Raw genomic sequence first — 10,460 nt, 5'->3', positions numbered from 1 at the left:
GGCGCTGCCGGTGCTGGGCGCCGGCCCGCCGCCCGAGGCGCCGGACGCGGTGGCGCTGAGTGCGGTCGACGTGGTGGTGCTGCCGGGCTGGCTGGTGCCGACCGGTCCGCAGTTGCGCGAGATCAGCGCCGCACACGCGCAGCACCTGGCGCCGTGGCTGCAAAGCCATGTGGCGCAGGGCGGCCGGGTGGCTGCGTTGTTCAACGGTTCGGCGCTGCTCGCCGATGCCGGCCTGCTGGCAGGGCGCGAGGCCGCGCTGCCTTGGGTGTTTGCGCCCTCGGTGGTGTTCCAGGCGGGGCAGACGGTGGCGTGGCGGCGCGACCGCGCCTGGTGGGGCGACGGCAGCCTGTGGACCACCGCCGCCGTGCCGGACGCTGCGGCCGCGTTTCTGGACCTGCTGGCCCAGACCCCCGCGGCCGAATGGGCACAGGCGGTGGCCACCGCGCTGCTGTACGACCCCCAGCGGCAACTGACCGCGACGGCGGCCCTGGAGACGCCCACCAACCAGCCGCTGATGGCGGGGGCCCTGGAGCGGGCGCGGCGCTGGCTGCAGGCCCACCACCACGAACCCTACAGCCTGGCGGCCACGGCGCGGGCCGCGGCCACCAGCCCGCGCACGCTGTTGCGCTGGTTTGCGCAGGTGCACGGACAGACGCCGCTGGACTACCTGCACGGGCTGCGCGTGGCGCAGGCCCAGGCGCTGTTGCAGACCACCTACCTCACGGTGGAGGCGGTGGCGCAGCAGTGCGGTTATGGCGATACCGGGAGTTTCCGCAAGGTGTTCCAGCGCCACGCGGGCACCACGCCCGGCGCCTACCGCCGCCGCTTCCAGCTGCGCGCCAGCCGCAAGCAGTGGTCGGGACCGCGCGCCTGAGCGCGCACCGTGTCAGGACACGATGTAGGCGCCCGACCCACACGCCAGCAGGGTGCCGTCGGGTCCGTGCAGCTCCATGCGGGTGGAGGCCACGCGCGAGCCCAGGCGCAGCACCTCGGCCGTGAGGTCGAAGTGCTGACCGATGCCCGGGCGCAGGTAGTCGATGCGCAGGTCGATGGTGCCCAGCTTGGCAAACCGGTGCAGACGCTGCGCCGGGGTTTCGTCCATGTGGCGGGCACCGATGGCGGCCAGACAGGCCAGGCCGCCCATGGCGTCGAGGCCGGCGCTGATGACGCCGCCGTGCAGGCGGTTGTAGGCCGGGTGACCCACCAGTTGCGGGCGCATGTCGATGCGGGCGCTCACGCGCTCGGGCCGCAGGTCGGTGATGCGCAGGCCGATCACCTGGTTGAAGACGATCTGGTCTTCGAAGATGTGTTTCATCCCGGCGACGAACTCGGGTTCGAACGCGACCGGGGACGGCGGGAGTTTGCTCATGATGGACAGAGTGGGTCAGCGGGTCGGGCGTTTGGCGATGCCCATGAGTTTGGTGAGGATGCCCAGCATCACCTCGTCGGCGCCACCGCCGATCGAGGCCAGCCGGCCATCGCGGTACATGCGCGAGACCTGGTTGTCCCAGGTGAAGCCCATGCCGCCCCAGAACTGCAGGCAGGTGTCGGGCACCTGGCGGTTCAGGCGCCCGGCCTTGAGCTTGGCCATGGTGGCCCATTCGGTCACGTCTTCGCCGGCGACATAGTGCTCACAGGCCTGGTAGGTGAGGGCGCGCAGGGCTTCGACCTCGGTCTTGAGTTCGGCCAGCTTGAACTGCACCCACTGCTGGTCGGCCAGCGTGGCGCTGAAGAGCTGGCGCTCGTGGGCGTAGTCGATGGTCCACTGGATGCAGTTGTTCAGGCTTTGCAGCGTGCTGGCGGCGCACCACAGGCGTTCTTCCTGGAACTGCTGCATCTGGTAGATGAAGCCGGCGCCTTCCTGGCCGATGCGGTAGCGCTGCGGCACCCGCACTTCGTCAAAGAACAGCAGGCCGGTGTCGCTGCTGTTCATGCCGATTTTCTTGATCTTCTGGCCGACCTCGAAGCCTTTGATCGTCTTGCCGTTTTCGCGCAGCGGCACCATCACCAGGCTCTTGTTCTTGTGCGCCGGGCCGTCGCTGGTGTTGACCAGCATGCACATCCAGTCGGCCTGCAGGCTGTTGGTGATCCACATCTTCTGGCCGCTGATGACGTAGTCGTCGCCGTCCTTGCGCGCCACGGTCTTGATGCCGGCCACGTCGCTGCCGGCGCCGGGTTCGCTCACGCCGATGCAGCCCACCATGTCGCCCGCAATGGCCGGGGCCAGAAACTGCGCCCGCAGCTCGTCGCTGCCGAAGCGGGCCAGCGCGGGCGTGCACATGTCGGTCTGCACGCCGATGGCCATGGGCACGCCGCCGCAGTGGATGTGGCCCAGGGTCTCGGCCATGGCCACGCTGTAGGAGTAGTCCAGGCCCATGCCGCCGTAGGCCTCGGGCTTGGTCAGACCCAGCAGGCCCAGTTGCCCCATCTGCTTGAACACCTCGTGCGCCGGGAAGATCTCGGCCGCTTCCCATTCGTCGACATGGGGGTTGATCTGCTCGTCGATGAAGCGTTTGAGCGTCTTCTGGATCTCGCGGTGTTCGTGTGTGAACTGCATGGGTGGTCTTCTCGGTAGGGGGGGTGTCAGGGCGCGGCGTGGGCCTGCAGGAACAGGTCCATCGCGGTGTCGGTCAGGTCGTCCAGCGTGGCGCCGCCTTGGGCCACGCGCTGCGGGTCGTACCACTGGGCGGACCAGTTGAGCGCGCCAAAGATCATCAGACGCACCAGGTGCAGGTCGCCGCGCAGGCGGCCGGCGGCCTGCAGCGCCTGCAGCACCGGCACCCAGGTGGCCTCGTAGGCAGTGCGCAGGCGGATGACGTCGCCGCGCTGGGTGTCCGAAAGCGAGCGCCATTCGTACAGCATCACGGGGATGAAGTCGCTGTCGGGCCCGAGCAGCACGGCAAAGTGCGCTTGCACCAGCCGGCGCAGGCGCTGTTCGGGCGTGGCGTCGGCAGGTTGAGTGGCCAGCGCCTGGGCCTGCGTGGCCAGGGCGCGCTGCATGCCTTCGAGCATCACGCTGGCGAGCAGGGCTTCCTTGTTTTCGAAGTGGTAGAAGGGCGAGCCCGGTTGCATGCCGGCGGCGGCGGCGATGTCGCGCGTGCTGGTGGCGGCAAAACCCTGTTGGCGAAACAGCCGGGCGGCCGTCTGCAACAGCAACTGGCGGCGGTTGCCGTCATCGCGCTCGTCGGCGGTCTTGCGTGGGCGGCCCCGGGCGCGGCGCGGTTCGGCCGGCGGGCCGGGCTCGGTGTGGGGCGGGTTCATGGGAGCGCACCATAACAGCGGCATCGATTTTTAGCAATCAAATGCTTGGCATAAATGTGTGGCCTGTGTCGCGGGGCGGACCCGCGTGGAACAGGTTGGCGGGAACTCGCGCTCTGAGTGGGTGTCTTATCATCCTTAAGTGAATTTAAGTTTTCGATGATCAGGATTTTTCTGAATCATGCTTCATTGAATTCTGCTTTTTAAGAAGCCTTGTGCGCGCTAACCTGCGCGCCTGTATCAACTTCCCTTTGTGGAGACAGCCCCATGAAAAAACTGCTTTCGCTGCTGGCCGTCGTGATGACGCTCGGCCTGAGTGCCGTGCACCTGGATGCCGAGGCCAAGCGCATCGGCGGTGGCCGTTCGGTCGGCATGCAACGCCAGGCGACCCCGCCGCAAGCGCCCAGCGCCACGCCCGCCACCGCGGCCGGCGCTGGTGCGGCCGCTGCCGCGCCCAAGCGCAACTGGATGGGCCCGGTCGCCGGTCTGGCCGCTGGCCTGGGCCTGGCGGCGCTCGCTTCGCACCTGGGCTTCGGTGAGGCCTTTGCCAACATGCTGATGATCGGCTTGCTGGTGATGGCGGGGCTGGCCGTGGTGGGCTTCCTGATGCGCAAGAAGGCCGCCCAGAACGGGGGCATGGCTTACGCCGGTGCCGGTGCTGGGGCTGGTGCGGGTCAACAAGCCAACGTCTTTCGCATGCCCACGCCCGCTGCGGGGGGCAGCGCCGCAGGCGGCTCGATGATCGGCAGCGCGCTCGGTGGCGGCCAGCCGTCGCAGGCCCGCATCCCGTCGGACTTCGACGTCGCGGGTTTCGTGCGCAACGCCAAGGTCAACTACATCCGCCTGCAGGCCGCTTACGACGCCGGCAACCTGGACGACATCCGCGAGTTCACCTCACCGGAGATGTTCGCCGAGATCCAGATGGACCTGCGTGAGCGCGCCGGTGCCACCCAGCAGACCGAAGTGCAGCAGCTCGACGCCGACGTGATCGAGGTGCTGGAAGACGGCAGCCGCTACGTGGTGAGCGTGCGTTTCACCGGCACCCTGAACGAAGACGGTGCGGTGGGCCCGGTCGACGAGATCTGGCACCTGACCAAGCCCCGCCATGGCCAAGGTGGCTGGGTGCTGGCCGGTATCCAGCAGGCTGCTGCCTGAAAAGAACCCCTCGTTCCTGTCTCAGGAACTCCTCGTTGCCCCGGCCCCGCGCCGGGGTTTTTTTTGCCGGTGCCGGCCGTGGCGCAGCACCGGCGGCGGGACTCAGCGCAGGCCCATGCAGTTGGCGTAGAAGGTGGTGGTGGCGGGCCAGTCGGAGAACACGCCCATCACACCCACCTCCTTGGCCAGCACGTGCAGCGCCTGCAGCGTGTCGCCTTCGCGCTTCACGGCGTTGTCGAAGGTCTGGAAGTACCAGCCGTTGTTGCCGTCGGCGAGCACCCCCGAGCGTTCCAGCGTCCAGGTGATGAGCTGCAGGCCGGCGGTCTTGGCGTCGCGCGCGGCCTGCGACGGCACGATCTGGCCGCCTTCGGCCGCCAGCAGCGCAAAGGTGGGCGGTGCCCAGATGTTGACGCCCTGGGCCTTGTAGCGGCGCAGGGTGGTCAGGTCGGGCAGGTCCTTGGGGCTGTCGGCGTCATCGAGGAACACCGCCTGCTGGCCGAACGCCGGTTCGTTCTTCACCCAGTACAGCACGTCGTTGAGGTCGAACGACTGCGGGAACACCTGCTGCGGCTTCACGCCCGCGCGCTTGTACTCGTCGATCATTTTCTGCGCGTAGGCCTGCTGCGTGAAGCCGTTGAAGGGCATGGGCACGCTGGGGCTCTTGAGTTCGGGCGTCATCTTCACCCCCAGTTGCTTGAACAGTTCGATCGATTCGGCGTGGGTCAGTAGCGTGCCGCTGGTGGGGCCGGCGTACAGGTCGGTGCGCCAGGTGGCGGTGCCGGCGACGTACTGCGCCGGGGTGCGTGCCGCGGGGTTGAAGGCGTCCATCTTGCCGCGCAGGGTCTTGAACTCGGCCAGCGTGATGTCGCTGGTGCGGCATTCGGCCTGCGCCGGTTTGACCACCTTGCCGTCGGCATTGAGCACGGCGGGCACGAAGGGCTGGGTGCACTTGGCCGCCAGCGGCGTGAGCAGGATGTTGGTGGTGGTGTGCAGGTCGTTCTGCGCGTGGCGGCAGACGAGTTCCTGGTCCTTGGTGAAGGCCACATCGCATTCGAGCACGCCGGCGCCCATGCGTGCGCCGGCCAGGTAGGACTCGCGCGTGTGTTCGGGGAACTGCATCGGCGCGCCGCGGTGGCCAATGGAGAAGCTGCTGGGCCGGAAGTGGCCCCGCGTCGCGCACTGCTGCAGCTGCTGCTTGAGTGCGCCATCCGCCATGTCGTCGACCAGGAAGAAGGGCCGCGGGCCGAGCTGCACGTGGCTGGGAGCGAGCGGGGCGGCCGCGTCGGGCGCCGGGCGGCCCCCGGTGGACGCACAGCCGCTGAGGACGATGACCAGTGGCAGCAGCGGCGGCAGGATGCGCGCGGACAGACGGGGCGACGACGCCATGATGAAACCCTCCGGGAATGGTGAATGAATGGTGCGTGAAAAGCCGCAGCCCCAGGTTGGGGCTGGCGACGGCCGCATCTTCGGCAGGGTGTGTGAAAACGGCGTGACGGCGCGTTGTCGCGCCCGGGCTCAGCCGCGCGCGCGCACGGCCAGGCTCTGGGTGGCGCGGCCGATCAGGCCGGCCTCGTCAAAGAGCTGCGATTCGGCCAGGCCGCAGCCGTTGGGCGCGAGCAGGGTGCGGGCGTCGAGGCAGATCCATTCGCCGATCGGGCGGCGCAGCAGGTGGATGCTGAGGTCGGCGTTGACGAAGCTGTAGCGGGTGATGTCGAGCACGGCGGAAACGCCGTTGCCCGAGTCGGCGGCCACGGCGACCCGCTGGTAGCCGCTGGGGGTTTCGCCCTCGACCAGCGGGGCCGCCAGCCGGAACCACACCGCCGAGCGGCCCTGGAACATGCGGCCGCCGGCCGCGCGGGTTTCGACCAGGTCGGCGTAGCCCGGCAGCCCTTGCCCGAACGGCATGCGTTGCACCGGGCTGTCGGCCGGGGCACGCGGCGCTTGCGGCAGGGGGTGGCCGTCCAGCCCCTCGGGCAGGGGCAGGTCGCTTTCGCGCTGGGCCAGGGCGGTGAAGCGCGCAAGCTCCTTGCCGTGGCCCCAGATCCGCGCCGCGTAGTGCGCCGCGTTGCGGCCCGCGTATTCCGTGACGACCTCGATCTCCAGCTTGCCGATGGGCAGCGGGCGCAGCAGGTTGGCCGTGAGCCGGCCGATGTGTGTCAGCCCGTGTTCGCGGGCCACCGCTTCGATGGCGCGGCAGACCATGGCGATGGGCGGGCCGGCGTGCTGCTGGCCTGGGTCCCAGGGGCCGCGCGTGAGGCCGGTGGCTTCGACCTCGCGCGGGGAATGCACCCGGTAGGCGGCGGACGGCATGGGCGTTTCGGGGGTGTCGGTGTTCATGGCGTGGGCTTGCTGTCGGTGAAGAGCGCCTTCCATTGAACGGGCAAGCCCGAGACCGGGCAGTCACGCAGGCGCCAGCCAGGCGTCGATTCAAGCGGCGCCACGGGCGCGCTGACGCAGCAAGCGCTGTTCCCGTTCGTTGGTCGTGAGGTCGGCGGCGCGGGCAAACGCCGCGCGTGCTTCGTCTTCGCGCCCCAGCTTGCGCAGCAGGTCGCCCTGCACGGCGGGCAGCCAGGGGTAGCGCTGCAGGGCCTTGTCGGCCAGCAGGGGCTCGACGATGGCGAGCCCGGCGGCCGGGCCCTGGGCCATGGCCACCGCCACAGCGCGGTTGAGTTCGACCACGGGCGACGGCGCCACGCGCATGAGTTCGGCGTAGAGCGCGGCGATGCGGGGCCAGTCGGTGTCGGTGGCGCGGTGCGCGCGCGCATGGCCGGCCGCGATTTCGGCTTGCAGGCGGTAGCTGCGTGCCGGCTGGCCCAGGGCCTGGGCGCGTTCGAGTGCGGCCAGGCCGCGCCGGATCAGCAGGCGGTCCCAACGCATGCGGTCCTGGTCGGCCAGCAGGATGGGCTCGCCCGCGGCGTCGGTGCGCGCGGCGGTGCGCGAGGCCTGAATTTCCATCAGCGCCACCAGCCCGTGCACCTCGGCCTCCTGCGGGGCCAGCTCGGCCAGCATGCGGCCCAGGCGCAGGGCCTCGTCGCACAGCGCCGGGCGCATCCAGTCGCCGCCGCTGGTGGCGGTGTAGCCCTCGTTGAAGATCAGGTAGACCACTTCGAGCACCGACGCCAGCCGCTGCGCCAGCTCGGCCCCCTGCGGCAGTTCGAACGGCACCTGCGCGTCGGCCAGCGTGCGTTTGGCGCGCACGATGCGCTGCGCCACGGTGGCTTCGGGCACCAGATGGGCGCGGGCGATCTCACCGGTGCTCAGGCCGCCCAGCAGCTTGAGCGTGAGCGCCACGCGCGCGTCGGCTGGCAGCACCGGGTGGCAGGCGGTGAAGATCAGGCGCAGCAGGTCGTCGCCCAGCACCGCGTGTTCGCGCTGGCGGTCGATGTCGTCGCTGAAGTCGGGCACCACGTGCGCCTGCAGGGCTTCCAGATCGGCGGCCAGATCACCGTGCCGCGCCTCGGCCATCTGGCGGTGGCGCAGGTGGTCGAGAGCGCGGTTCAGCGCCGTGGTCATGAGCCAGGCGCCGGGCTTGTCGGGCAGGCCGTTCACGGGCCAGTGCTCCAGGGCAGCGATCAACGCGTCCTGCGCCAGCTCTTCGGCCACGCCGACGTCGCGCACACGGCGCGCCACCGCCGCCACGATGCGGGCGGATTCGAGGCGCCAGACGGTGGCGATGGTGTCGTGGACAGCGCTGTGCACAGACGCAGATTACATCTGCGCGGGCGCGGCGTTTTCGTCCATCCAGAACACTTCCCACTGGTGGCCGTCGAGGTCGGCGAAACCATGCTGGAACATGAAGCCATAGTCCTTGGGCTCATTGGGCGTGGTCGCCCCGGCGGCGACGGCCTTGCGCACCACCTCTTCGGCCTCGGCGCGGCTGTCGACCGACAGCGCGATCAGCACCTCGGTGGCCTTCCTGGCGTCGCTGACGGGCAGTTTGGTGAAGCCCTGGAAGAAGGGCTCGACCAGCAGCATGGCGTGGAAGTTCTCGCCGATTTCCAGGCACGCGCCCTGGTCGTTGGTGAAGCGCGGGTTGAAGCTCAGACCCAGGGCCTTGAAGAAGGCCTGGGAGCGGGCCATGTCCTGGATGGGCAGGTTGACGAAGATCTGGCGGAACATGGGGGCTGTCCTCGGAGGTGGGTGGAACGAATGGGTGGAGGTCTGTGTGCGGGTTTACGGGGCGGCGAGTTCGCGGGCCAGGCGGCTGAGGTTCTGCTCGTTGGCGGGCTCGACGATGTGGCGGACGGCCTGGGCCACCTGCGGGTCGTCGAACTGCTGCACCCAGGTCACCCGCGTGCCGGCCGGAATGGCTTCCAGGCCGATGTACAGGTCGAAGAGCGGCGCGCAGGTGTGGCAGATGCGGACGCTGCGGTCCTGTTCGATCTGTGTGAACGTGGCCTCGTTGGGGTAGTGCCGGCCGTCCGGTCCGTGCATGGTGAACGTCCACCGCCCGCCGGGCTGGAAGTCGAAGTGCTCGAACGTGTTGGTGAAACCATCGGGGCCCCACCAGCGGGCCAGGCGCTCCGGGTTGCGGAGGGCGTCGAAGACGGCGGATGGCGGGGCGGCGAGCTCGCGGCTGTGGCGGAACGGGTTCATGTGTTTTCCGCCGCGGGGGGCTGGCTTTGCAGGGTTTTCATCTGGTCCAGCGCGGCGCTGGGCGGAAATTCGTCGAGTTCGATCAACTGCCGCAACTCGATCACGCCGGCCTTGCCCTTGCCGGCCGGGTTGGGGAAGCGCCGACTCCATTCCAGGGCCTCTTCGCGCGAGCGCACCTGGATCAGCGTGTAGCCGGCGATCAGTTCCTTGGCCTCTGCGAAGGGGCCGTCGACCACTTGGCGTCCACCGTTTTCGTCGTGGTGGATGCGCCAGCCGGTGCGGCTGGGGTGCAGGCCGCTGCCGTCGAGCAGCACGCCGGCGCGCGCCAGTTCCTCGTGGTACGCGGCCATCTCGGCCATGAGCTCTTCGGGCGCCTCGGGCGTGACTTCGGCCTCGAACTCGGGGCAGCTCTTGACAATGATCATGAATCGCATGGCGAGTGTTCTCCGGTTTTCAGTTTCGAGAACACCGCGGAACTGGCTTTGCCAGGCCGCAGGTGTTGCCCCCTTGAGGGGATCGGGCGCAGCACGGCGGGGGTGATCATGTTTTGCAGGCGGGCGGTTGCATGTCGGGTTGCATCATGCTGTTGTGGTTGCCTTCGGTGTCGCGGAACACCACGTACTCGCCCACGCCCGGGATGGCCATCGGCTCGCCCATCACGTCGCCGCCCGCGTCGCGCACCCGCTGCATGGCGGCGCGCACGTCGGGCACGCCGATCACCACCGAGGGGTGCTGCATCGGCCAGTCGGCGTGAAAGGGGAACAGCCCGCCGTTGATCGAGCCGAGCGCGGCCTCGGGCGGCATGGGTGGCCGGGCCCCTGCGGGCGCGGTGTTGACCAGCAGGTAGTTGCCCATGTCGGGGCCAAGGAACTGGTGCGTCCAGCCGAAGGCGGCCGCGTAGAAGCGGGCCGCGCGTTCGCAGTCCTTGTAGGGCATTTCGAAGTGCACGACGGCGCACATGGGGACGGTGGCGGTGGTCATGGGGAGCCTTTCAGGCAGGGGTTTCACAAAGGGCCTTCAGCGCCTGCAGCGCCTGGGGCCAGGTCTGGTTCATCCAGTCTTCGTAGGTGCCAAACACGTCGCAGTCGATGCGCAGGCGGGTGCCGCCGGCCTCATCGGTGAAGGTGTAGTTCTCGTAGCACGGGGCCCAGGCACGCACGGCGTCGCTGGTGGTGTCTTCCACGCCTTGGTTGATCATGCCGATGTGGCGGATCGAGACGAATTCGGCCGGCCGGTGGGCGGCGATTTCCGACAGCATGCCGTCGCCATGCGGGGCACAGAACCGGATGCGGGTGCCGGCTTCCCAGCTGCCCTCGTAGCGCGAACCTTCGCAGAACGTGGCCGTCCATCGTTCGTAGGTGGGCGTGTAGAGCATGGTGCGCCAGACGTGTTCGCGCGGCGCGGCCACGGTGATTTCGAAATGCAGGGTGGGCATGGGGGGCTCCGGGGTG

General features: G+C 69.2%; 13 protein-coding genes. 2 read left to right on the top strand and 11 right to left on the bottom strand.

What is annotated here, in order from left to right; translation table 11 throughout:
- Positions 1-874: helix-turn-helix domain-containing protein (locus QQK43_RS07770; protein ID WP_284307299.1), on the top strand; the 874-nt coding region annotated here is incomplete at its 5' end.
- A gap of 12 nt (positions 875-886) precedes the next feature.
- On the opposite strand, the gene QQK43_RS07765 is transcribed toward QQK43_RS07770, so the two are convergent.
- Genes QQK43_RS07765 through QQK43_RS07755 form a run of 3 tightly spaced genes read right to left on the bottom strand, consistent with a single transcriptional unit; the run spans position 887 to position 3,261 of the window.
- The gene (locus tag QQK43_RS07765) at positions 887-1,369 is read right to left on the bottom strand and encodes a thioesterase family protein (RefSeq protein ID WP_234263970.1); all 483 of its coding nucleotides are present in this window, start codon (positions 1,367-1,369) and stop codon (positions 887-889) included.
- A gap of 15 nt (positions 1,370-1,384) precedes the next feature.
- Entirely contained in the window at positions 1,385-2,557 is a 1,173-nt protein-coding gene (locus QQK43_RS07760) for an acyl-CoA dehydrogenase family protein (RefSeq protein WP_284307296.1), read from the bottom strand.
- A gap of 26 nt (positions 2,558-2,583) precedes the next feature.
- Complete coding sequence (locus QQK43_RS07755) at positions 2,584-3,261, bottom strand: TetR/AcrR family transcriptional regulator (RefSeq protein ID WP_284307295.1); 678 nt, start codon at positions 3,259-3,261, stop codon at positions 2,584-2,586.
- A gap of 264 nt (positions 3,262-3,525) precedes the next feature.
- Between QQK43_RS07755 and QQK43_RS07750 the strand changes: the two genes are divergently transcribed.
- Positions 3,526-4,413 carry a Tim44 domain-containing protein gene (locus tag QQK43_RS07750; RefSeq protein WP_284307294.1) on the top strand — a complete coding sequence of 296 codons (888 nt, stop codon included), beginning with the start codon at positions 3,526-3,528 and terminating at the stop codon, positions 4,411-4,413.
- A gap of 102 nt (positions 4,414-4,515) precedes the next feature.
- Here QQK43_RS07750 and QQK43_RS07745 read toward each other — a convergent pair whose 3' ends face one another.
- The 8 genes from QQK43_RS07745 to QQK43_RS07710 all read right to left on the bottom strand — a co-directional run bounded on the left by QQK43_RS07745 (position 4,516) and on the right by QQK43_RS07710 (position 10,444).
- Positions 4,516-5,799 carry a glycerophosphodiester phosphodiesterase family protein gene (locus tag QQK43_RS07745; RefSeq protein ID WP_284307293.1) on the bottom strand — a complete coding sequence of 428 codons (1,284 nt, stop codon included), beginning with the start codon at positions 5,797-5,799 and terminating at the stop codon, positions 4,516-4,518.
- Positions 5,800-5,928: 129 nt separating this feature from the next.
- Positions 5,929-6,750 carry a thioesterase family protein gene (locus QQK43_RS07740; protein WP_284307292.1) on the bottom strand — a complete coding sequence of 274 codons (822 nt, stop codon included), beginning with the start codon at positions 6,748-6,750 and terminating at the stop codon, positions 5,929-5,931.
- A gap of 90 nt (positions 6,751-6,840) precedes the next feature.
- Positions 6,841-8,112, bottom strand: coding sequence for an RNA polymerase sigma factor (locus QQK43_RS07735; protein ID WP_284307291.1), 1,272 nt, complete (start codon positions 8,110-8,112; stop codon positions 6,841-6,843).
- Positions 8,113-8,121: 9 nt separating this feature from the next.
- A complete protein-coding gene (locus QQK43_RS07730; RefSeq protein ID WP_284307290.1) occupies positions 8,122-8,532 on the bottom strand; it encodes a VOC family protein in 411 nt (136 codons plus the stop codon).
- Positions 8,533-8,586: 54 nt separating this feature from the next.
- Entirely contained in the window at positions 8,587-9,009 is a 423-nt protein-coding gene (locus tag QQK43_RS07725) for an SRPBCC domain-containing protein (RefSeq protein WP_284307289.1), read from the bottom strand.
- Positions 9,006-9,443: a YciI family protein gene (locus QQK43_RS07720; protein ID WP_284307288.1), complete on the bottom strand. Its 438-nt coding sequence runs from the start codon at positions 9,441-9,443 to the stop codon at positions 9,006-9,008. The genes QQK43_RS07725 and QQK43_RS07720 overlap by 4 nt, the downstream gene beginning before the upstream one ends.
- 106 nt (positions 9,444-9,549) lie before the next feature.
- Positions 9,550-9,990: a VOC family protein gene (locus QQK43_RS07715; protein ID WP_284307287.1), complete on the bottom strand. Its 441-nt coding sequence runs from the start codon at positions 9,988-9,990 to the stop codon at positions 9,550-9,552.
- A 10-nt stretch (positions 9,991-10,000) separates the two neighbouring features.
- On the bottom strand, positions 10,001-10,444 hold the full coding sequence (locus QQK43_RS07710) for an SRPBCC family protein (RefSeq protein WP_284307286.1): 444 nt from the start codon (positions 10,442-10,444) through the stop codon (positions 10,001-10,003).
- Positions 10,445-10,460 lie beyond the last annotated feature (16 nt).

This window comes from Hydrogenophaga electricum (assembly GCF_030160815.1).
Lineage (GTDB): Bacteria > Pseudomonadota > Gammaproteobacteria > Burkholderiales > Burkholderiaceae_C > Hydrogenophaga > Hydrogenophaga electricum.
The sequence above is the reverse complement of the archived record's forward strand: the minus strand, read 5'-3'. Positions and strand labels throughout refer to the sequence as shown.

Coding starts and splice junctions, on each gene's coding strand:
- QQK43_RS07765 (WP_234263970.1), bottom strand. CDS start 1,369: ATGAGCAAACTCCCGCCGTCCCCGGTCGCGTTCGAACCCGAGTTCGTC.
- QQK43_RS07760 (WP_284307296.1), bottom strand. CDS start 2,557: ATGCAGTTCACACACGAACACCGCGAGATCCAGAAGACGCTCAAACGC.
- QQK43_RS07755 (WP_284307295.1), bottom strand. CDS start 3,261: ATGAACCCGCCCCACACCGAGCCCGGCCCGCCGGCCGAACCGCGCCGC.
- QQK43_RS07750 (WP_284307294.1), top strand. CDS start 3,526: ATGAAAAAACTGCTTTCGCTGCTGGCCGTCGTGATGACGCTCGGCCTG.
- QQK43_RS07745 (WP_284307293.1), bottom strand. CDS start 5,799: ATGGCGTCGTCGCCCCGTCTGTCCGCGCGCATCCTGCCGCCGCTGCTG.
- QQK43_RS07740 (WP_284307292.1), bottom strand. CDS start 6,750: ATGAACACCGACACCCCCGAAACGCCCATGCCGTCCGCCGCCTACCGG.
- QQK43_RS07730 (WP_284307290.1), bottom strand. CDS start 8,532: ATGTTCCGCCAGATCTTCGTCAACCTGCCCATCCAGGACATGGCCCGC.
- QQK43_RS07725 (WP_284307289.1), bottom strand. CDS start 9,009: ATGAACCCGTTCCGCCACAGCCGCGAGCTCGCCGCCCCGCCATCCGCC.
- QQK43_RS07720 (WP_284307288.1), bottom strand. CDS start 9,443: ATGCGATTCATGATCATTGTCAAGAGCTGCCCCGAGTTCGAGGCCGAA.
- QQK43_RS07715 (WP_284307287.1), bottom strand. CDS start 9,990: ATGACCACCGCCACCGTCCCCATGTGCGCCGTCGTGCACTTCGAAATG.
- QQK43_RS07710 (WP_284307286.1), bottom strand. CDS start 10,444: ATGCCCACCCTGCATTTCGAAATCACCGTGGCCGCGCCGCGCGAACAC.